At 72.5% G+C, this 21,159-nt stretch carries 19 protein-coding genes and 1 pseudogene; 16 read left to right on the forward strand and 4 right to left on the reverse strand.

Annotated elements, in window-relative coordinates:
* Window positions 1–23: 23 nt before the first annotated feature.
* Both ASD19_RS10600 and guaA read left to right on the forward strand, forming a co-directional pair.
* Window positions 24–551, forward strand: coding sequence for a DUF3817 domain-containing protein (locus ASD19_RS10600; protein ID WP_055992321.1), 528 nt, complete (start codon window positions 24–26; stop codon window positions 549–551).
* Window positions 548–2,161, forward strand: coding sequence for a glutamine-hydrolyzing GMP synthase (guaA, locus tag ASD19_RS10605; RefSeq protein WP_055992324.1), 1,614 nt, complete (start codon window positions 548–550; stop codon window positions 2,159–2,161). The genes ASD19_RS10600 and guaA overlap by 4 nt, the downstream gene beginning before the upstream one ends.
* A gap of 118 nt (window positions 2,162–2,279) precedes the next feature.
* Here the strand turns inward: guaA and ASD19_RS10610 are convergent.
* A pseudogene (locus ASD19_RS10610) lies at window positions 2,280–3,196 on the reverse strand (LysR family transcriptional regulator).
* A gap of 167 nt (window positions 3,197–3,363) precedes the next feature.
* On the opposite strand from ASD19_RS10610, the gene ASD19_RS10615 reads away from it, so the two are divergent.
* The 10 genes from ASD19_RS10615 to ASD19_RS10660 all read left to right on the forward strand — a co-directional run bounded on the left by ASD19_RS10615 (window position 3,364) and on the right by ASD19_RS10660 (window position 12,435).
* Window positions 3,364–4,731, forward strand: coding sequence for an MFS transporter (locus ASD19_RS10615; RefSeq protein ID WP_055992327.1), 1,368 nt, complete (start codon window positions 3,364–3,366; stop codon window positions 4,729–4,731).
* Window positions 4,728–5,486 (forward strand): 3-hydroxybutyrate dehydrogenase, encoded by a 759-nt coding sequence (locus ASD19_RS10620; RefSeq protein ID WP_055992330.1) that lies wholly within the window; start codon window positions 4,728–4,730, stop codon window positions 5,484–5,486. Before ASD19_RS10615 ends, ASD19_RS10620 begins: the two co-directional genes overlap by 4 nt.
* 123 nt (window positions 5,487–5,609) lie before the next feature.
* Complete coding sequence (locus ASD19_RS10625; RefSeq protein ID WP_055992333.1) at window positions 5,610–6,497, forward strand: formate/nitrite transporter family protein; 888 nt, start codon at window positions 5,610–5,612, stop codon at window positions 6,495–6,497.
* Window positions 6,498–6,571: 74 nt separating this feature from the next.
* Window positions 6,572–7,858: a sensor histidine kinase gene (locus tag ASD19_RS10630; protein WP_055992336.1), complete on the forward strand. Its 1,287-nt coding sequence runs from the start codon at window positions 6,572–6,574 to the stop codon at window positions 7,856–7,858.
* Window positions 7,846–8,523, forward strand: a complete 678-nt coding sequence (locus ASD19_RS10635; RefSeq protein ID WP_055992339.1) for a response regulator — start codon at window positions 7,846–7,848, stop codon at window positions 8,521–8,523. Before ASD19_RS10630 ends, ASD19_RS10635 begins: the two co-directional genes overlap by 13 nt.
* On the forward strand, window positions 8,520–9,395 hold the full coding sequence (locus tag ASD19_RS10640) for a hypothetical protein (protein ID WP_055992342.1): 876 nt from the start codon (window positions 8,520–8,522) through the stop codon (window positions 9,393–9,395). The genes ASD19_RS10635 and ASD19_RS10640 overlap by 4 nt, the downstream gene beginning before the upstream one ends.
* 77 nt (window positions 9,396–9,472) lie before the next feature.
* Window positions 9,473–9,820, forward strand: coding sequence for a helix-turn-helix domain-containing protein (locus tag ASD19_RS10645; protein WP_055992345.1), 348 nt, complete (start codon window positions 9,473–9,475; stop codon window positions 9,818–9,820).
* Between the two features lie 78 nt (window positions 9,821–9,898).
* Window positions 9,899–10,528, forward strand: a complete 630-nt coding sequence (locus tag ASD19_RS10650) for a ClpP family protease (protein ID WP_055992348.1) — start codon at window positions 9,899–9,901, stop codon at window positions 10,526–10,528.
* On the forward strand, window positions 10,528–11,118 hold the full coding sequence (locus ASD19_RS10655) for a ClpP family protease (protein ID WP_055992351.1): 591 nt from the start codon (window positions 10,528–10,530) through the stop codon (window positions 11,116–11,118). Before ASD19_RS10650 ends, ASD19_RS10655 begins: the two co-directional genes overlap by 1 nt.
* A 33-nt stretch (window positions 11,119–11,151) precedes the next feature.
* Window positions 11,152–12,435, forward strand: a complete 1,284-nt coding sequence (locus tag ASD19_RS10660; protein ID WP_055992354.1) for an alpha/beta fold hydrolase — start codon at window positions 11,152–11,154, stop codon at window positions 12,433–12,435.
* A 120-nt stretch (window positions 12,436–12,555) separates the two neighbouring features.
* Here ASD19_RS10660 and ASD19_RS10665 read toward each other — a convergent pair whose 3' ends face one another.
* Complete coding sequence (locus ASD19_RS10665) at window positions 12,556–13,434, reverse strand: Bax inhibitor-1/YccA family protein (RefSeq protein ID WP_055992357.1); 879 nt, start codon at window positions 13,432–13,434, stop codon at window positions 12,556–12,558.
* Between the two features lie 155 nt (window positions 13,435–13,589).
* Here ASD19_RS10665 and ASD19_RS10670 point away from each other — a divergent pair, with 155 nt between their 5' ends.
* The gene (locus ASD19_RS10670; RefSeq protein ID WP_055992360.1) at window positions 13,590–14,600 is read left to right on the forward strand and encodes a glycerophosphodiester phosphodiesterase family protein; all 1,011 of its coding nucleotides are present in this window, start codon (window positions 13,590–13,592) and stop codon (window positions 14,598–14,600) included.
* Between the two features lie 8 nt (window positions 14,601–14,608).
* Here ASD19_RS10670 and ASD19_RS10675 read toward each other — a convergent pair whose 3' ends face one another.
* Entirely contained in the window at window positions 14,609–15,328 is a 720-nt protein-coding gene (locus tag ASD19_RS10675; RefSeq protein ID WP_055992363.1) for a hypothetical protein, read from the reverse strand.
* 160 nt (window positions 15,329–15,488) lie between these two features.
* Between ASD19_RS10675 and ASD19_RS10680 the strand changes: the two genes are divergently transcribed.
* Complete coding sequence (locus ASD19_RS10680; protein ID WP_055992366.1) at window positions 15,489–17,906, forward strand: ATP-dependent helicase; 2,418 nt, start codon at window positions 15,489–15,491, stop codon at window positions 17,904–17,906.
* A 42-nt stretch (window positions 17,907–17,948) separates the two neighbouring features.
* Here the strand turns inward: ASD19_RS10680 and ASD19_RS10685 are convergent, their stop codons facing one another.
* A complete protein-coding gene (locus tag ASD19_RS10685) occupies window positions 17,949–18,593 on the reverse strand; it encodes a YigZ family protein (RefSeq protein ID WP_055992369.1) in 645 nt (214 codons plus the stop codon).
* Window positions 18,594–18,689: 96 nt separating this feature from the next.
* Here ASD19_RS10685 and ASD19_RS10690 point away from each other — a divergent pair, with 96 nt between their 5' ends.
* Window positions 18,690–19,958 (forward strand): SseB family protein, encoded by a 1,269-nt coding sequence (locus ASD19_RS10690; RefSeq protein WP_055992372.1) that lies wholly within the window; start codon window positions 18,690–18,692, stop codon window positions 19,956–19,958.
* 149 nt (window positions 19,959–20,107) lie between these two features.
* Window positions 20,108–21,157: a non-homologous end-joining DNA ligase gene (gene ligD, locus ASD19_RS10695; RefSeq protein ID WP_055992375.1), complete on the forward strand. Its 1,050-nt coding sequence runs from the start codon at window positions 20,108–20,110 to the stop codon at window positions 21,155–21,157.
* Window positions 21,158–21,159 lie beyond the last annotated feature (2 nt).

The raw sequence follows: 21,159 nt of genomic DNA on the forward strand, positions 1-21,159 counted from the left end.
CCGCCGCCGATAGACTGGTGTCCATGCCGCAGCCCAAGCTCGCCACCTTCCCGCAGATCCGGGGCGCGCTGCGGTTCTACCAGATCTGCTCCGTCATCACCGGCGTCGGCCTGCTGCTGCTCGTGGCCGAGATGATCCTGAAGTACACGCCCCTGCACGTGGAGCTCTTCCTCGGCGGCTCGGGCGGCTTCCTCTGGTTCGCCGACGTGATCGCGCAGGACTGCGTGTGGTACTCGCAGTTCGTGCCCGGCTCGACCGCCTGCGAGATGATCTCGACCGGCGACGGGATCAACCTGTCGCTCGGCATCCTGATCATCCACGGCTGGTTCTACGTCGTGTACCTGTTCGCCTGCTTCCGCGTGTGGAGCCTGATGCGGTGGCCGTTCGGCCGCTTCATCCTGCTCGCCGGCGGCGGCGTCATCCCCTTCCTCTCCTTCTTCATGGAAGTCCGCGTCGCTCGCGACGTGAAGCGCTATCTGGCCGAGCGCGAAGCCGCGGCCGCCGAGAAGGCCGCTGCCAAGGCCGCATCCCCACAGGAGGTCGCTTCGTGACCGAAGCCCGCACCGCCCCGTCCGGGGGCGACGTCTCCGACGACACCGCCCAGCGCCCCGTGCTGGTCGTCGACTTCGGCGCCCAGTACGCGCAGCTCATCGCGCGCCGCGTGCGCGAGGCCGGCGTGTTCAGCGAGCTGATCCCGCACACCGCGACGGCCGAGGAGATCGCCGCGCACGACCCGGTGGCGATCATCCTGTCGGGCGGTCCCTCCTCGGTGTACGAGCCCGGCGCCCCGACGCTCGACCCCAAGGTGTTCGAGCTCGGCGTCCCGACGCTCGGCATCTGCTACGGCTTCCAGGTGATGGCCCAGGCCCTGGGCGGCGAGGTTGCCAACACCGGTCTGCGCGAGTACGGCGCCACGGATGCCGCGCTCGTCGGCGACGGCGGCGTGCTGCTGGGCGGCCAGCCGGAGCAGCAGAACGTCTGGATGAGCCACGGCGACCAGGTCGCCCAGGCCCCGGAGGGCTTCGAGGTGCTCGCCTCGACCGCCGCGACCCCGGTCGCCGCGTTCGGCAACGCCGAGAAGTGCTTCTACGGCGTGCAGTGGCACCCCGAGGTCAAGCACAGCGACTACGGTCAGAAGGTCATCGAGAACTTCCTGCACAAGGCGGCGGGCCTCCCCGCCGACTGGAACGCGGGCAACGTGATCGCCGAGCAGGTCGAGCGCATCCGCCGGCAGATCGGCTCCGCGCGCGTGATCTCGGCCCTGTCGGGCGGCGTGGACTCGGCCGTCTCCACCGCGCTCGTGCACCGCGCGGTCGGCGACCAGCTCACCGCCGTGTTCGTGGACCACGGGCTCCTCCGCAAGGGCGAGCGCGAGCAGGTCGAGAAGGACTACGTCGAGTCGACGGGCGTGCGCCTCATCACGGTCGACGCCGAGGACACGTTCCTCGGCCACCTCGCGGGCGTCACCGACCCCGAGGAGAAGCGCAAGATCATCGGCCGCGAGTTCATCCGCGCGTTCGAGAAGGTGCAGAAGGACCTCATCCGCGAGGCGGCCGCCGAGGGCGAGCCCATCAAGTTCCTCGTGCAGGGCACGCTGTACCCCGACGTCGTCGAGTCGGGCGGCGGCACCGGCACCGCGAACATCAAGAGCCACCACAACGTCGGCGGCCTGCCCGAGGACCTCGAGTTCGAGCTCGTCGAGCCGCTCCGGACGCTGTTCAAGGACGAGGTCCGCGCGATCGGCCGCGAGCTCGGCATCCCCGAGGCGATCGTCGGTCGCCAGCCCTTCCCGGGCCCGGGCCTCGGCATCCGGATCATCGGCGAGGTCACGCGCGAGCGCCTCGAGATCCTGCGCGAGGCCGACGCGATCGCCCGCGAGGAGCTCACCAAGGCCGGTCTGGACGGCGAGATCTGGCAGTGCCCGGTCGTGCTGCTGGCCGACGTCCGCTCCGTGGGCGTGCAGGGCGACGGCCGCACGTACGGCCACCCGATCGTGCTGCGCCCCGTCTCGAGCGAGGACGCCATGACCGCCGACTGGACGCGCCTGCCGTACGACGTGCTGTCGAAGATCTCGAACCGCATCACGAACGAGGTGCGCGAGGTCAACCGCGTCGTGCTCGACGTCACGTCGAAGCCCCCGGGGACGATCGAGTGGGAGTGATCCCGCCCCTTTCGTGAGAGCACGTGTCCTGAGCGAGGACACGTGCTCTCTGCGTCGAGAGGGCGTGTCGTCGCTGACAACACGTGTTGTGAGGGGCCGGGGGTGGGGCGCCCGCGGCTCAGGGGGCGCGCTCGCCCAGGAGGACCTCGCGCTGGGCGGCGGACTCCGCCACGATGGCCTCCATCACGGCCGCGACGGCGGGCCGCCGCCAGCTCTCGAGATGCACCACGGCGAAGTAGGGGAGGCGGTCGTGCACCTCATCCGGCAGCAGCCGCACGAGATCCGGGTGCCGCGATGCCATGAAGCAGGGCAGGAAGCCGATCCCCGCGCCCGCGCGGGTGGCCTCGAGATGCACGAACACGTTGGTCGAGGTCAGCGCGTCGCGGATCCCGGGCAGCAGCCGGCGGGGCGCATCGAGCGCGTCGACCTGCAGCATCGAGTCGACGAAGTAGACAGGCGGTGCCCGAGCGCCTCCTCGACCGACGCGGGCGCGCCGTGACGCGCCACGTAGTCGCGCGACGCGTACAGCCCGAGCGCGTACTCGCCGAGCTTCACCGCGCGGGCGCGGCTGACCTGCGGGGTGCCGACGACCACCTCGATGTCCACGCCGGAGCGGTGCTGCGCGGCCAGGCGCGTGACCGTGACGCTCTCGACCGAGAGATCCGGATGCCTCTCCCGCAGCCGGGCGATCGCCGGCGACGCGATGTAGGCGGCGAAGCCGTCGGTCGTCGACATCCGCACGACCCCCGTCACCATGTCCTGCTCGCTCTCGTCGCCGCCCAGCGCGGACATGGCCGCGGCGATCGTCTCGCCGGCGCGCACCGCGCGCTCGCCCAGCCGCGTGAGCTCCCAGCCGTCGGCGCCGCGCACCAGCACGCGCCCGCCCAGGGCGTGGTCGAGGGCCGCGATGTTGCGGGCCACCGTGGTGTGGGTGAGGCCCAGCGCCTGCGCCGCGGTCGTGTACCGGCCGGAGCGAGCGACCTCGAGCAGCACGAGCAGGTGCTCGGGGGAGGGCGCGGGCGACGGTGCGGGCATGGAGGCCACGGTACCCGCCGATGTGCAGAATCGTTCACCGCGTGTGCCGAGTTGGCCATTGTGTGCACATGCGGGGATCGCGAGGATCGTGACGTCACGCGACCCGTGACCCGCGCACCGGCAGAGCGGCCGGCGCGACGTCGATGAAGACGACCCAGGAGGATCCCATGGCTGCCGACAGCGCGCCGTCCGCATCCGCACCTGCCCGCGACCAGTCCCTGCTGCGCAGGGTGGTGGCCGCCTCGATGGCGGGCACCGTGGTCGAGTGGTACGACTTCTTCCTGTACTCGACCGCGTCGGCGCTGGTCTTCTCGAAGGTGCTGCTGCCGCAGATGGGCAACGTCTACGACGGCATCATCGCCGCCTTCGTGACGTACGCGGTCGGCTTCGCGGCCCGTCCGCTCGGCGGCATCGTGTTCGGCCACATCGGCGACCGCCTGGGACGGAAGCACACCCTGCAGCTGACGATCATGCTGATCGGCGTCGCCACGGTGCTGATGGGATGCCTGCCCACGTACCAGCAGATCGGCGTCGCCGCGCCGATCGCGCTCGTGCTGCTGCGCTTCGTGCAGGGCCTGGCGCTCGGCGGCGAGTGGGGCGGCGCGGTGCTGCTGGTCGGCGAGCACGCCCCGGACGACCGGCGCGCGACCTGGACGGCCTGGCCGCAGGCCGCCGTGCCCGTCGGCAACCTGCTCGCCACGCTCGTGATGGGCGTGATGTCGGGCGTGCTCAGCGAGGAGGCGTTCCTCGGCTGGGGCTGGCGCGTCGCGTTCTGGCTCTCGGCCCTCGTCGTGCTCGTCGGGTACTGGATCCGCACGACCGTGTCCGAGTCGCCCCTGTTCGAGGCCGCGCGCAGCGAGCAGTCCGCCGAGAAGTCGGCCGGCTACGGCGTCGTCGAGGTGCTGCGCCGCTACCCCCGCCAGGTGCTGATCGGGATGGGCCTGCGGTTCGCGGAGAACATCATGTACTACCTGGTCGTGGCCTTCTCGATCGTGTACCTGAAGGAGGGGCTCGGGATGGACACCACGTCGGTGCTGGGCCTGATCGCGATCGCGCACGTCAGCCACTTCGTCGTGATCCTCGCCGCGGGGCGGGCGATCGACGCGCTCGGCCGCAAGCCGGTGTACCTCGCCGGCGCCATCCTCGGCGGCACGTGGGGCTTCTGGGCATTCCCGCTGCTGGGCACCATGAGCACGCCGCTCATCCTCGGCGCGATCATCGTGGGCCTCGCGTTCCACGCCATGATGTACGCCGGCCAGCCCGCGATCATGGCCGAGATGTTCCCGACCCGCACCCGGTACTCCGGGGTGTCGATCTCGTACCAGGTGACGTCGATCTTCGCGGGCTCGCTCGCGCCGATCCTCGCGACCACGTGGCTGCGGGACACGGGCTCGTGGGTGCCGACCGCGGTCTACCTGCTGGTCGCGGGCGTCATCACCGCCGTCGCCGTGCTGATGCTGCGCGAGACCAAGGGCGCGTCGCTGTCCGAGCTCGACGCCGCCGATGCGGCGCGGCGCGAGCGGGTGCCGGCGTGACGGACCCCGCGGCGACGCTCGCCGGCCGGAAGGCGCTCGTCACGGGCGGCGCCTCCGGCATCGGCGAGGCCGTCGCCGCCGAGCTGGCGGCCCGCGGCGCGCATGTCACGGTCGCGGACGTCGCCGCCGACGCCGCCCAGCGCGTCGCGGAGCGGATCGGCGGCGCCGCCTGGGCCGTGGACCTGTCGGACACGACGGCGCTCGACGACCTGTCGCTCGACGTGGACATCCTGGTCAACAACGCGGGGATCCAGCACGTCCGCCCCATCCAGGAGTTCGAGCCCGACGCGTTCCGGCGCCTGCACGCGATCATGCTGGTGGCGCCGTTCCTGCTGATGCGGGCCGCACTGCCGGGGATGTACGCGCGCGGCTGGGGGCGGATCGTGAACATCTCGTCGGTGCACGGGCTGGTCGCCTCGCCGTACAAGAGCGCGTACGTGTCGGCCAAGCACGGCCTCGAGGGGCTCAGCAAGGTCGCCGCGCTCGAGGGCGGTCCGCACGGCGTCACGAGCGTGTGCGTCAACCCCGGCTACGTGCGCACGCCGCTCGTCGAGAAGCAGATCGCGGATCAGGCCGCCGTCCACGGCATCGGCGAGGACGAGGTGCTGGAGCGCGTGCTGCTGGCCGAGCAGGCCGTCAAGCGCCTGGTCGAGCCGCACGAGGTCGCGTCCCTCGTCGGCTGGCTGACGGGACCGGACAGCGCGATGGTCTCGGGCGGCTCCTGGACCATGGACGGGGGCTGGAGCGCCAAGTGATCTCACACCCCGCCGCCGCGGCGGGTGAGGGAATCTGTCGCTGCCTGTAACGTGCGGGCGCGCGTGGGCGTAACGACCGTGGGCGATCCTGGGGGGACGACCCAGCCCCCGAGGAGTCCCGCCATGTCGTACGTGAAGCCCGCCGAACTGATCACGCAGATGATCGACGCCGGCGAGTCAAAGGTCCTGATGTCGACGCGCGACACCCTGATCCGCGCCTTCATGGGCGGCGCGACGCTGACGATCGCGGCCGCGTTCGCGGTGACCGTGTCGACGAACACGGGGCAGCCGCTGATCGGCGCGCTGCTGTTCCCGGTCGGGTTCGTGCTGCTGTACCTGCTCGGCTACGACCTGCTCACGGGCGTGTTCACGCTGGCTCCGCTCGCGCTGTTCGACCGTCGCCCCGGCGTCACGCTCGGCGGCATCGGGCGCAACTGGGGCCTCGTGTTCCTCGGCAACTTCGGCGGCGCCTTCACGGTCGCGGTGCTGATGGCGATCTACTTCACGTACGGCTTCACGACCGAGCCGAGCGCCGTCGGGCAGGCGATCGGCGAGATCGGCCACGGCCGCACCGTCGGGTACGCGGAGCACGGCTTCGGCGGCATGCTGACCCTGTTCGTCCGCGCGATGCTGTGCAACTGGATGGTCTCGATGGGCGTGGTCGCGGCGATGATCTCGACCACCGTGACGGGCAAGGTCCTCGCGATGTGGCTGCCCATCATGCTGTTCTTCTACATGGGCTTCGAGCACTCGATCGTGAACATGTTCCTGTTCCCCGTCGGCCTGCTGATGGGCGCCGAGTTCACGCTGATGGACTACCTGATCTGGAACGAGATCCCGACCGTGCTCGGCAACCTTGTCGGCGGCCTGAGCTTCGTGGGCCTGATGATCTTCGCCACGCACGGCCGCACCGCGCCCAAGCGCGTCGTGCTGACCCGCCCGAACGGCAAGAGCTTCGCGGCGTCGCCGACCCGCGTCCCGGCCCACATGGCCGACCAGGCGCGCGACTGACTTTCGGGATAACCCGAACGGGAGCGGGGGCTCCCTCGGCGGTGCGGCGAACGCCTCCGGCCTAGCTTGGAGGCATGACCTCACAGCCCACCTCCGCTCCCGCCCGCCGGCTGCCCGCGCACGCGTCGCCGGCGCGGCTCGCCGGGGCCGCGGCCCACCTCGCGGCGCTCGGCGTCGTCGGTCCGATCGCCGCCACGATCCTCGCCACGCTGTTCGGCCTCGGGCTGGGCCTGCTGCCCGTGCTCGGCATCGGCCTCGTCTTCCTCCTCGCCTTCGTCTACGGCCTGTTCGCCGTCGCGGCGCTCGAGACCGCCCGCATCGACGGGCTGTACGGCGCCGGCCTGCCCCCGCTGCGCCCTCGCCGGGCGCCGCGCCCCGGCTTCGGCGGGTTCCTGCGGATGGTGTGGGCGCAGTTCACCGACCCGGCCATGTGGCGCGCGCTCGCGAACGCGGCCGTCGCCACCATCCTCGGCATGCTGCTCCTCCCCGTGGCGGCGCTGCTCGCATCCAGCGTCGCGCTCGCCTTCTCGCCGCTGTACGCGACCGAGGGCGTCGCGAGCCTGGCCGTGTTCGACCTGCTCGACCTCGACATCCCCACCGCGTGGGCGCCGCTCGTCGGCATCCTCGGCTTCCTCGCCGCCGCGGCGGCGGTCGTGGGGCTCGCGCTCCTGCACGGCGTGCTGGCGCGGGTCATCATCGTCCCGGCCCGCGAGGCGCAGCTGGCCGAGCAGGCCCGGGTGTCCGACGCGCAGCGCGCCGGCGCCATGCGCGCATCCGAGGTGGAGCGCACGCGCATCGAGCGCGATCTCCACGACGGCGTCCAGCCCCGGCTCGTCTCGGTCGGGATGACCCTGGGCCTGGCCCAGCAGAAGATCGCCAGCGACCCGGACGCCGCGCGGGCCCTCATCGAGGAGGCGCACACCTCCACGAAGGCCGCCATCACCGAGCTGCGGCAGCTGGCGCGCGGCATCCACGCATCCGTGCTCGACGACCGGGGGCTCGACGCGGCGCTGTCCGCGCTCGCCGGCCGCTCGCACATCCCCGTGCACCTCGACGTGCGCATCGACGGGCGCTGCAGCCGCGACGCCGAGGCAGCCGTGTACTTCGCGATCGCCGAGTCGCTCACGAACGCGGCCAAGCACTCGCGCGCCGGCGGATGCCGCGTCACGGTGCGCCGACGCGAGGACGGCACGCTGTGGGCCCGCGTCGAGGACGACGGCCTGGGCGGCGCCCGCATCCTGCCCGGCGGCGGCCTCGACGGCATCTCGAACCGCGTGCTCGCCGCCGGCGGCACGTTCCGCCTCGACAGCCCGCAGGGCGGGCCGACGGCTCTGGAGGTGAGCGTCCCGTGCGCATCCTGATCTGCGAGGACTCCGTCCTGCTGCGCGAGGGCCTCGTGCGCCTGCTCGAGGACGGCGGCCACACGGTCGTCGCCTCGCTCGCCGACACCGCCGGCCTCACCGAGGCGGTCGACGAGTACGACCCCGAGCTGTGCATCCTCGACGTGCGGCTCCCGCCGACGTTCACCGACGAGGGCATCCGCGCCGCGCTCGAGCTGCGCTCCCGCCGCCCGCACCTCCCCGTGCTCGTCCTGTCGCAGTACGTCGAGGAGCGCTACGCCAGCGAGCTCATCACGAGCCCGGGAGGCGCGCTCGGCTACCTGCTCAAGGACCGCGTGGCCGACGTGTCCGAGTTCCTCGAGTCGGTCGATCGCATCGGCCAGGGCGCCACGGTGCTCGACCCCGAGGTGGTCGCGCAGCTGCTCACGCGGAGGCGGCAGGACGACCGGATGGCGCACCTCACGGAGCGCGAGCGCCAGGTGCTCGCCTTGATCGCCGAGGGCAAGTCCAACCAGGCCATCGCGTCGCTGCTCTTCCTCTCCGAGGGGAGCATCGAGAAGCACATCACCTCGATCTTCCAGAAGCTGGGCCTCGAGCCCGACGAATCCGGCAACCGTCGCGTCCTCGCGGCGCTGGCCCACATCGAACGGAGCGGCGGATCGCCGCAGACAGGATCGGCACGATGAACGACATGCTCACCCCTCCCGCGGCCCCCGAGGCCCCCACGCCGCCGCCCCCGTCCGGGACGAGCCCCGGCGGCGCCGGCCGGGTGGTGTCGATCCTCGCGATCGTCCTGGGCGCGCTCATCCTGCTCGGCACCGTGACGGGCGCCGTGGTGGGCACGGTCCGCGACGCCCTGCGCCAGAGCGGCACGTGGACCGCGGACGCGAGCGGCGTCAGGTCGCTCGACGTGGAGGCGGCCGCCTCGCTCGTCACGATCGAGTTCGGCGACGTCGACGAGGCCGTGCTCGAGGTCACCGACGCGCGGCGCGGGGACTGGCGGCTCGAGCGCGAGGGCGACCGGCTCGTGCTGCGCAGCCCGGACCGGATGTTCGGCTGGGGCCCCGACTGGACGTGGGGTGGCTGGGGCGACGACGGCGAGACCGCCGTGCTGACGCTGCCCGAGAGCCTGCGCGACAGCGGGCTCGACGCCGACCTCGCGCTGTCGGCCGGCGAGCTGCGGGCCGACGGCGAGTTCGGTCGCCTGGCGCTCGAGCTCGGCGGCGGCGCGATGCACGTGACCGGCTCGGCCGAGACGCTGCACGCCGGCGTGAGCGCGGGGCAGACCCAGATCGACCTCGAGGGCGTGACCGAGGCCACCTTCACGGTGTCGGCCGGGCGCCTGTTCGGCAACCTGACGGGCGACGCACCGGACGCGGTCGCGATCGACGTCAGCGCCGGATCCCTCGAGCTCGAGCTGCCCGACGACGAGTACGACGTGCGCTCGGACGTGTCGGCCGGCTCGTTCGACAACGGCCTGGACGTCGCCGCCTCCGCGCCGCACGAGGTCACGGTCGAGGTCTCCGCCGGCCGCGTGCAGCTCACCGAGGGCGACTGACGCCGCACCGCGCGCATCCCGTTCTGCTGTCGGCGGAACGGGATGCGCGCGTCCGCGCCCGCGCCTACCGTGAGGCCATGGCCGAGCTGCTGCCCCTGCGGAAGTCCCCGACCGTCGCGCCCGCGGAGCCGGATCCGCTGTGGCGCCACCTGGCCGGCGACCGGCTGCGGCGCATGCGACGCGAGCGGGGTGAGACCCTCGCCGAGGTCGCGCGCCGGGCGGGCATCTCGGTGCAGTACCTCTCCGAGATCGAGCGGGGCCGCAAGGAGCCCTCGAGCGAGATGGTCGCGGCCGTGCTGGGGGCGCTGGGCGGCACGCTGCTCGACCTGACGGCCGGCATCGCCGAGGACCTGCGCGCCGCAGCCCCGGATCGCGCGGTCCACGGCGTCGCGCTGTCGGCCGGGGCGCTGGCGCTCGCCGCCTGAGCGGCGCCTCTGCCCACGGCTGATCGGCCCACGGCGGATCCGGCCCCGCGGCGGCCCGCCGCGGCGCACGCTGGGCGCATGGCTGACGAACCGAAGATCCCGCAGTTCACCTCCGAGGCCCGCCGCGAGCTCGCGCACCGCCGCGTGCTGATGCTCGAAGGGCCGCTCGACGACGACAACGGCACCCTGCTGGCGACGCAGCTGCTCGCGCTCGCCGCGGAGGATCCGGTCTCCGACATCGCGCTCTGGATCCACTCGCCAGGCGGGTCCGTCGCGTCGATGCTCGCGATCCGCGACATCATGCGGCTGGTGCCGTGCGACGTGTCGACCCTCGCGATCGGCATGGCGGCCAGCGCGGGCCAGTTCCTGCTCACCGCCGGCACTCCGGGAAAGCGCCGCGCGCTGCCGCACGCGCGCATCCTGCTGCACCAGGGCTCGGCCGGCATCGGCGGCACCGCGGTCGACGTGGAGCTCCAGGCCGAGGACCTGCGGCACATGCGCGACACGGTGCTCGGGATCACGGCCGCGGACACGGGCCAGCCGCTCGAGCGCGTGTTCGAGGACTCGCTCCACGACCACTGGTACACGGCCGGCGAGGCCCTGGAGTACGGGTTCATCGACGCGATCGTGGAGCGCTTCGACGAGATCATGCCGCGCCCGCGGTCCCGCATCGGGATCGGCGCCGACGTGCGGACGGAGGCCGCGTGATGTCCACCTACCCCATCCCCAACGTGATCGCGCGGGACCCGCGCGGCGAGCGCATCCTCGACGTGTACTCGCACCTGCTGTCGGAGCGCGTGGTGTACCTCGGCACGGCGATCGACGCCGGCGTCGCGAACGCGCTCATCGCGCAGCTGCTCCACCTGGAGGCCGACGCCCCCGACCGCGAGATCCAGCTCTATCTCAACTGCGAGGGCGGCGATCCCTCGGCCATGCTCGCGATCCACGACACGATGCGGTACATCCGGCCGGACGTCGCGACGACGTGCGTCGGCCAGGCGGTCGGCGCGGGCGCCGTGCTGCTGGCCGCCGGGGCCGCGGGGCGCCGGGCGATCCTGCCGCACGCGCGCGTCGTGCTGCACCAGCCCGGCGCGCAGAGCCGGGGAGCCATCCCGGACCTGATCCTGCACGCCGACGAGCTCGTGCGCGTGCGGGGCGACATGGAGGAGATCCTCGCCGCGCACACGGGACGCACGCGCGAGCAGCTGCGGCACGACACCGACCGGGACCGCGTGTTCACGGCCGCGGCGGCGGTGGAGTACGGGCTCGTCGACCGGGTGCTGGCGCGCCGCGAGTGACGTCACCCGGCGGCGGCGGGGCAGGATGGTCGCATGACGACCACCTCCTATCGGATGCGCGACCGGATCATCCGGGACCACACCGTGACCGTGCCGCTCGACTGGTCCGCGCCGGACGACGGCCGGACCATCGAGGTCTTCGCGCGGGAGGTGGCGGACGTCGAGCGCGTGGACGCGCCCGTGCTGGTGTTCCTGCAGGGCGGGCCGGGCGGCAAGGGCCCCCGGCCCATGCCCGGCGGCGACTGGATCGACGAGGTGCTGCACACGCACCGCGTGCTGCTGCTCGACCAGCGCGGCACGGGCCGCTCCACGCGGATCGAGACCTCGTCGGTCGCGGGGCTGACGCCGGAGGAGGGCGCGGAGCTCCTCATGAAGTTCCGCGCCGAGCAGATCGTCGGCGACCTCGAGCACATCCGCCGCGAGATCTACGGCGGCGTGCGCTGGGAGACACTCGGGCAGAGCTACGGCGGGTTCCTCACGCTCACGTACCTGTCGCTGCACCCGGAGGCGCTGTCGGCCGCGTACGTCACGGGCGGCCTGACCTCGTTCGAGCCCGACGCGACCGACGTCTACCGGCGCACGCTGCCCCGCGTGGCGGCCAAGACCGCCGAGTTCTACCGGCGCTATCCGCAGGACGCCGACACGGTCGCGCGCATCGTCGACGTCGTCGAGGGCTCGGACGTGCGCCTGCCCAGCGGCGACCGGCTCACGGCTCGGCGCCTGCAGACGCTGGGCATCGAGTTCGGGATGCAGCCCGGCTACGACCGCGTGCACTGGATGCTCGACGAGGCGTTCACCGCGCGGGGGCGGCTGAGCGAGAGCTTCCTCGCCGAGGTCGACGCGCACACGCAGTACTGGGGCGCGCCGCTCTACGCGCTGCTGCAGGAGGAGATCTACGCCGACGGCCCCGGGGCCACGGCGTGGGCCGCCGAGCGCGTGCGCGCCGAGCTCGGCGGATTCGAGGCGGCCGGCGCGCCCGTGCCGTTCACGGGGGAGATGTTCTTCCCGTGGCAGTACGACGAGATCGCGTCGCTGCGGCCGTTCCGCGACGCCGCTCACGCGCTCGCCGAGCGGGAGGACCATCCGCGCCTCTACGACCCGGACCGGCTGCGCCGAAACGAGGTGCCGCTCGCGGCGGCCATGTACTACGACGACATGTACGTCGACTTCGGCTATGCCGAGGACGCCGCGGCGGCGATGCCGAACACCTACCTGTGGGTGACCAACGAGTATGAGCACGACGGCCTGCGCCAGGACACCCGCGTCGTCCGCACGCTCATCGACCGCGTGATCGCCGAGGGCGGGCCGCTGCAGTAGCGCCTCAGCACCCGCGCGGCGGCCGCGAGGGCACCCACGGTCCCACGCCCTGGGCGCGCCCCCGCGGCACGAGGAAGGGCCGCCCCATCCGGGACGGCCCTTCTGTCGTGAAGCGGTGCGTTACTCGTTGCCGCGCAGGATCGCGAGGATGCGCAGGATCTCGACGTAGATCCAGACGACGGTCGAGACGATGCCGAACGAGGCCTTCCAGCCGAGCTTGCGCGGCGCGCCGTTGCGGGCGCCGGTCTGCACGAACTCGAAGTCCATGACGAGCGAGTACGCGCCCATCAGGACGGCCAGGGCGCCGATGATGACGCCGAGCGGGATGCCCATGATCTCGACGGAGCGCATGCCCCAGGCGAGGTCGCTGAACGGGCCGCCGAAGACCATGAAGCCCAGGTTCAGCAGGCTGAAGGCCAGGTAGCCGAGCATCGCGACCATGAAGATCTTGGTCATGCGGGGCGAGGTGCGCACCTTGCCGTTGGCGAACAGCGCCAGCGTGACGCCGACGACCGCGACGGTCGCGAGCGTGGCCTGCATCACGACGCCGGGGAACATGATCTCCATGAGCAGCGAGAACGCGCCGATGAAGAGGCCCTCGAACGCGGCGTAGCCGAGCACCAGCGCGGCGCCGGGCATGCGCTTGAACGCGTTGACGAGGCCGAGCGCGAGGCCGCCGAGCAGGCCGACGAGCGCGAGGCCCATGCCCATGCCGGGGTTGAAGGCGGTGGCGAACCAGCCGACGACGCCCGTGACGAGCAGCACGCCGAACGACGCGAGCGTCTTGTGGATGGTGTCCTCGACCGTCATGCGGCCGGTGTCGACCGAGCTCGCGGCCGGGGCCGCGTACATGCCCTCGAGGCGCTCGGCGGGCGGCGGCACGAGTCCGGTCTGGCCCGCGAGAGGGCCGCCGGGGTAGGTCTGCGCGGCGTACGACGGCGCCTGCGGCGGGCGCGTGTCAGTGTGGAACGCGGGGTCCGTGAATCCGAACTTGGCCATGATGGTCAGCTCCAAATGGTTGCGGGACAGCGGTGTGAAGGCTGTGGTTCCACAGTACCCACGACACGCTATGGCTGAGCTGTGATCTCTACGCCCCCGGCGAACGGGAGCCGGGCGCTCAGGGAGGGCCTCGGGCCCGTGAATACGCTGGGCTCATGCCTCGTCCCCGTCCGCTCGTGATCGGCCACCGCGGCGCCCCCGGGTACCGCCCGGAGCACTCGCGCTCGTCGTACGACCTCGCCCTCGAGCTCGGGGTGGACGCGGTCGAGCCCGACATCGTCGCGACGCGCGACGGCGTCCTGGTCGTCCGGCACGAGAACGAGATCTCGGGCACCACGAACGTGGCCGACCGCCCGGAGTTCGCCGACCGCCGCACCACCAAGACGGTCGACGGCGTGAAGCTCACGGGCTGGTTCACGGAGGACTTCACGTGGGAGGAGCTGTCGACCCTGACGACGCGCGAGCGGATCCCGCAGATCCGTCCGCGCAGCGCGACGTTCGACGACGCGCAGCCCGTCCTGCGGCTGACCGACGTGCTGGATCTCGTGCGGGAGACGTCGCTCGCGCAGGGGCGCGAGATCGGCGTGGTGCTGGAGATCAAGCACGCGACGTACTTCTCCTCCGTCGGCCTCGACCTGGTGCCGCTGATCGAGGCCGACCTGCGCGCCACGGGATGGGCGACCGGCGAGCTGCCGCTCACGATCGAGGCGTTCGAGTCGACCGTGCTGCATCGGCTGCGGGAGCGCGGCGTGCCGGCGACCTACATCTACCTGCTCGAGGCGAAGGGCAGGCCGTTCGACCTGATCGCGGCGCGCGGCGACGCGGCCCCCACGTACGCGGCGACCGCGCGGCCGCGGGGCCTGGACCAGCTGGTCGGCAGGGTCGACGGCATCAGCGTCGATAAGCGGATGATCCTCGCCCCGGATCGCCTGGGCCGCGCGACGGGCCCTTCGCCGGTGGTCGCCGACGCGCACGAGCGCGGCCTGCAGGTGTACACGTGGACCGCGCGCCCGGAGAACGCGTTCCTCACCCCGGAGTTCCGCACGAAGGGCGGCAAGGCGGCGTACGGCGACTACGAGGCCGAGTGGGACGTCATCCGCCGCTCCGGCGTCGACGGCGTGTTCGTGGACCACCCGGACCTCGGGATGGCCTTCTTCCGCGAGTAGGTGCCGGGTCAGTCGATGCAGGGCGGGAAGCCGCCCTCCGGCTGCCGGTGCGTCAGGAAGAGGTCGATCCGGCCGTCGGGCACCTCGTCGCCCGAGGCGTAGGCCCAGCTGATCGCGAGCGACGCGCCGTCCGCGTCGCGCTGCTCCCAGGTGACGCCGCCGCCCCCGCCGAACGAGGGGTGGGTGTACGGGCCGCGGATCGCCGCCACCTCGGCGTTCGCCGTGCCGAGCCGGATGCCGTCCGCGGTCCGCGGGCCGGAGGCCGGGGCGTCCCGTCCCTCGGTGAGCTGGAGGCCGATCGTCTGCGCGGTGCCGTCCGTGCCGGCCGCCGACAGCACGAAGTCGCCCACGCGGTAGGCGGTGATCCCGGAGCAGCCCTCCATGTACTCCGCGGCGGTGTAGGTCTCGACCCCGAGCAGCGCCGCGACGTCGTCGATGTCGTCGCCGAGCGCGATCGGGCCGATGCGGCTCGTGGTGATCCGCCAGGTGGCGGGGTCATCCGGGTCGTCGGCCGCGGGCTCCTCGGTCTGCGGCGGCTCGGGCGCGGACGTCGGTTCGGCCGCGGGCGCGTCCGGGGTCGGCTCCGGGGTCGGCTCCGTGGCGGTCGGCTCCGGGGTCGCGGACGGCGATCCGGATGGCGCGGCTCCGGCGCCGACGGGCGTCGCGCACGCCGGCAGCAGCAGGACGAGGGCGAACGCGGTCGCGAGACCGGCGCGTGTGCGGTTCATGGCGTTCCCTTGCGGTGCGGGGCCCCGGCGCGGCCGTTCACCAGGTATTGCGCCGGGGGAGCGCCGTGCTTCGCATGCTCCGGTATCGCTTGCGTAACGGGTCGCGCCCTGTGGGCGGGCCCCGCTCGGTGTCGGCCGCGCCGCCTAGACTCGAAGGGCCATGACCGACGCCTCCACCCCCATCATCGTCAGCGGCGGATCCGGTCCCCAGGGCCCCCGATCCAGCGCCGACGAGCTGCTCGACGGCCTCAACCCGCAGCAGCGCGAGGCGGTCGAGTACCGCGGCCCCGCCCTCCTGATCGTGGCGGGCGCCGGATCCGGCAAGACCCGCGTGCTGACCCACCGCATCGCGTCGCTGCTGCGCAGCCGCGAGGCGTGGCCGAGCCAGATCCTCGCGATCACGTTCACCAACAAGGCCGCCGGCGAGATGCGCGAGCGCGTCGAGCAGCTGGTCGGCGACAGCGCGCGCGGCATGTGGATCTCGACGTTCCACTCGGCCTGCGTGCGCATCCTGCGCCGCGAGGCGGACCAGTTCGGCTTCACCAAGGCGTTCACGATCTACGACTCGGGCGACTCCCGCGCGCTCATCAAGCGGCTCGTCAAGGAGCACGAGGCCGACGCGCTCGGCCTCACGCCGGCCGCGGTGCAGTCGAAGATCTCCAAGCTCAAGAACGAGCTGGCCGACGCCGAGTCGTACGCGCGCGACGCGAACATGAGCGACCCCGTCGAGCGGATGTTCGTGGAGCTGTTCGCGGACTACCAGCGGCAGCTGCAGCGGGCGAACGCGTTCGACTTCGACGACCTGATCGCGCAGACCGTGTACCTGTTCCGCGCGTTCCCGCAGGTGGCCGACGTCTACCGCAAGCGGTTCCGGCACATCCTGGTCGACGAGTACCAGGACACCAACCACGCGCAGTACGCGCTCATCCACGAGCTGACGCGGCCCGTCTCGTCGCAGACGGATGTCGGCGGCGGCATGCTCGCGCTCATGGACGAGGCCGAGGGCGCCTCGCTCACGGTGGTCGGCGACTCGGATCAGTCGATCTACGCGTTCCGCGGGGCGGACATCCGCAACATCAGCGAGTTCGAGCGCGACTTCCCGGGCGCCAAGGTCGTGCTGCTCGAGCAGAACTACCGCTCGACGCAGAACATCCTGACGGCGGCGAACTCGGTCATCCGGAACAACTTCGACCGCAAGGACAAGCGCCTCTGGAGCGACCAGGGCGACGGCGAGAAGGTCGTCGGCTTCACCGGCTACTCGCAGCACGACGAGGCGCAGTTCGTGGCCGACGAGATCGAGGCGCTGCGCCGCAAGGGCGTCGACTACGGCCAGATGGCGGTGTTCTACCGCACCAACTCGCAGTCCCGGGCACTGGAGGAGATCTTCATCCGCTCGGCCGTGCCGTACAAGATCATGGGCGGCACGAAGTTCTACGAGCGCCAGGAGATCAAGGACGCGCTCGCGTACCTCGTGGCGGTCGCCAACCCGGCCGACGAGATGGCGCTGCGCCGCATCATCAACAAGCCGCGGCGCGGCATCGGAGACGTGACGGTCGAGACCATCTCGTCGTTCGCGGAGCGGCACGGCATCACGTTCCGCGACGCGCTCGGGCACTACGCAGACCTCGGGTTCGGGCCGAAGATCCAGGGCGCGATCGCGCAGCTGCACAACGTGCTGGTCGAGGCGCAGGAGATCCTGCTGCCCTCGTCGGGCGAGCAGCCCGAGCCGATCTCGGTCGCCGAGGGCCTGCAGGTGCTGCTGAACAAGACCGGGTATCTGGATGCGCTGCGCGCGAGCCGCGACCCGCAGGACGAGGCCCGCGTCGAGAACCTCGACGAGCTCGTCGCCGTGACGCGCGAGTTCGCGCGGAACAACCCCGAGGGCACCGTGCTCGACTTCCTCACCGAGGTCGCGCTGGTCGCCGACAGCGACGACCTCGACGACGAGTCGGGATCGGTGTCGCTCATGACGCTGCACACCGCGAAGGGCCTCGAGTTCGACACCGTGTTCCTCACGGGCGTCGAGGAGGACCTCATCCCGCACCGCATCTCGGCGAACGAGCCGGGCGGCCCGCAGGAGGAGCGTCGGCTGTTCTACGTCGGCATCACGCGCGCCCGCAAGCGCCTGTACCTGTCGCTCGCCATGACGCGCGCGCAGTTCGGCGAGGTGTCGGTCGCGATGCCCAGCCGGTTCCTGCAGGAGATCCCGGTCGACCTGATCGACTGGCGCCAGTCGCCCGGCGACGTCAACTCGCGCGGCGGCACGCAGTCGCGCGCGCTGAACGCGCGGCGGCCCGGCGGGTCGGACCGATGGGGAGTCAAGCCTCTCGGGCCGGGCTCGGGCCTCAAGCCGAAGTCGACCGCGATGGACAAGTTCCCCGGCATGGTCACCAACAAGGTGCGCGACAACGGCGACCTCGAGCTCGCGCCGGGCGACCGCATCCGGCACGACGACTTCGGCGAGGGCCGCGTCGACGCCGTCACGGGCGAGGGCGCGAAGCGGATCGCGCACGTGCGATTCGACTCCGCGGGGGCGAAGAAGCTGCTCATCAAGATCGCCCCGATCACCAAGCTTTGACGTGGTGCGGATCAATGCCGCGAAGCGGCGTCGATGCGCGCGCTACGCGGGGACGTCGACGATCCGGGTCGCCCCTCGCTCGGGCGTGAGGGCGCCGGCCGTCCACGCGGCGGCCGCATCGGCCAGGTCGGGCAGCGCGTCGGCCGGGAGCCAGACGCGCAGGGTCACCTGCCCCGCGTAGTCGGTGTCGCCCAGGGTGCCGCCGTGGCCGGCCGCCCAGTCGCGCAGCAGGTTGTCCAGGCGGCCGGCGTCGGCGTGATCCACCGTGAGCAGCGCCTCGGTGAGCTCGCGGCGCTCGACGAGCTGCGCGGCGTCCAGGCACTCGGACACCGCGGACGAGTACGCGCGCACGAGCCCGCCCGCGCCGAGCTTGATGCCGCCGAAGTACCGGGTCACCACCACGACGAGGTCGGTCAGCCGCCGCTGCCGCAGCACCTCGAGCATCGGCACGCCCGCCGTGCACGACGGCTCGCCGTCGTCGTTCGACCGCGCCTGCTCGCCGCGCAGCCCGGTGATCATCGCGGTGCAGTTGTGGCGGGCATCCCAGTGCCGCTTCCGGATGTCCGCGATCACGGCCTCAGCGTCCGCGACGGATCCCACTGGCGCCGCGTGGGTCAGGAACCGTGACTTCCTGATCTCCAGCTCGTGCGAGACGGGGCGCGCGATCGTCGACGGGAAGGCGGGCATCCTGCCACGCTACCCAGCGCGGCCGCGCGACGTTGCGCATCGGCACGGGGAGCGCAACCCCCTGAGGCGGCCGCGGGCGGCACGTAGGCTGAGCGCATGGGACTGTTCTCCAGGAAGAAGAAGAGCGACGACCAGACGGCCGCCGAGGCTTCCGCCGAGGACAGCGCGGTCGAATCGCAGGCCCCGGCTCCGGAGGCCCCGGCTGACGCACCCGCGGCAGAGGCGTCCGAGGCGCCTGCCGCCGACGCGGCGCCGCAGGTCGGCATCTCGATGTCGTCGTTCCGCGGACTGGGCGGGCCCGCCGGGCCCGAGGTCGCGCCGCCGCCCGCCGACCAGCCGCGCCGCGACCCGAGCATCCCGACCCCGAACGACACCCTGAAGCCCGGCACGGCCAAGCCTGCCGCCCCCGCGCCGCGCGAGCTGCCGCTGGCGCCGGCCGCGCCGCCCGAGAAGCTCGAGACGGTCCCCGGCCTGCGCGACAACGCGCTGCTGCGCGACGCGCTCGCGGCGCTGCCCGCGAACCCGACGGGCGCGCAGCTGATCGGCGTCGTGCGGCAGATGATGCACGGCCACCTGTTCCTGCGCGTGCAGGGCAATGCGCGCGAGCAGCTGCAGCAGGGCGACGGGCGCCTGTCGTTCGGCATCGCGCACGACGGCGACCGCACCTACATGCTCGTGTTCAGCTCGGGCAAGGCGCTGCACGACGCGGTGCGGGCCGACGGCGACGCCTCCACGTCGGCGGTCGGCCAGCCGGTCGGCGCCATCCTGAAGCACCTGGTCGAGCAGGACTTCGCGGGCATCATCGTCGACAACAACTCGGCGCCGGCGCGAGCCGTGCTGCCGCGCGAGGTGCTCGTGCGGGCGCTCGAGCAGGCCGACCCGGCCATGCGCCTGAAGGCCGCGATCGCCGCGCCGCGCGAGGCCGACACCCCGCACCGCATCGCGACGCTGCTCGCCGAGGGCGTGCCGCTGTGGGTCGCGATCGGCAAGGCACCGCAGGACGAGGGCAAGCTCGGGATCGCCGAAGCGCGCCTCGCCGACGGCACGCGGCTGCTGCAGGTGTACTCGCACCCGCTCGAGGTCGCCGCGCAGGGCCGCGAGGAGCGCGCCCTGCCGCTCTCGGTCGCGAAGATCGGGCAGATCCTGCGCGACCACGACTCCGTGGGCGGCATCATCATCGATCCCGCGGGCCCGCTCATGACGCTCACGCGCGAGGAGCTCGCGCCCGTCATCGCGCTCGCCGCCGAGGCCGATCGCGCCGACGCGGAGCGCAAGGCCGGCGCCGAGCAGGCCAGGGAGTCGGCGCAGACGGCCGAGCCGGCGTCCGCGCCCGACGCCCCGGCATCCGACGCCGACGGCGACTGAGCCACCGCCCCCGGCCTCACAACACGTGTCGTCACCGGGGACACGCGATCTGAGCGCGCGGACGACGTGTCGCCGCTCACAGCACGTGTTGTCAGGGGCCGAGGTCAACCCCGTACCGCGCGGGGCGCTCCTCTGCGTAGGGTGACGGCATGGCGTCCGAACGCATCACGCTGACCATCCCCGGACCCGACGGCGACCGCGAGGTGGGGCTCTCGAGCCCGAACCGCGTGCTGTGGCCCGAGCTCGGCATCACCAAGCGCGAGCTCGCCGACTACGCGGTGACGGTGAGCGAGGCGTTCCTCGCGCACAACGGCCATCGGCCCGTGTCGCTCGAGCGCTACCCCGACGCCGTCGGGGGCGAGATGTTCTTCTCCAAGAACCCGCCCAAGGGCACGCCGTCGTTCGTCGAGGCCGAGACCGTCACCTACAACAGCGGGCGGCGGCATCCGCAGATCGTCCTCACGGAGCCCGCCGCGATCGTGTGGGCCGTGCAGATGAACACGGTCGTGTTCCACCCCTGGGCGTCGCGCGTGCCGGTGACCGACAACCCGGTCGAGCTGCGCATCGACCTCGACCCGCAGCCCGGCACGGGCGTGAAGGAGGCCATCCCGGCCGCGCACGCGCTGCGCGAGGTGCTGCGCGAGGCGGGCCTCGAGGCGTGGATCAAGACCAGCGGCAACCGCGGGCTCCACGTGTTCTGCCCGATCGTGCCGGAGTGGGAGTTCCTCGACGTGCGTCACGCCGTGATCGCGGCGGGCCGCGAGCTGGAGCGCCGGATGCCGGATCGCGTCACCACGGCCTGGTGGAAGGAGGAGCGCGGCGAGCGCGTGTTCGTCGACTTCAACCAGGCCAACCGCGACCGCACGATGGCGGGCGCCTACAGCCCCCGCGCGCTGCCGCACGCCCCGGTCTCGACGCCGCTCCACTGGGACGAGGTCGACGACGTCGACCCGAAGCGGTTCACGGTGCGCACCATCCCGGAGCGGCTGGCGCAGGGCGATCCGTGGGCGGGCATCCAGGACAGTCCCGGCCGCATCGACACGCTGCTCCAGTGGTGGGAGCGCGACCTCGAGAACGGGCTCGGTGAGATGCCGTTCCCGCCCGAGTTCCCCAAGATGCCGGGGGAGCCGCCGCGCGTGCAGCCCAGCAAGAAGGTCGCCGAGAACTGGGACGCCGAGGGCAATCGGATCGGCGACTGACC

It is taken from the genome of Microbacterium sp. Root53, assembly GCF_001426925.1.
In the GTDB taxonomy this organism is placed as follows: domain Bacteria; phylum Actinomycetota; class Actinomycetes; order Actinomycetales; family Microbacteriaceae; genus Microbacterium.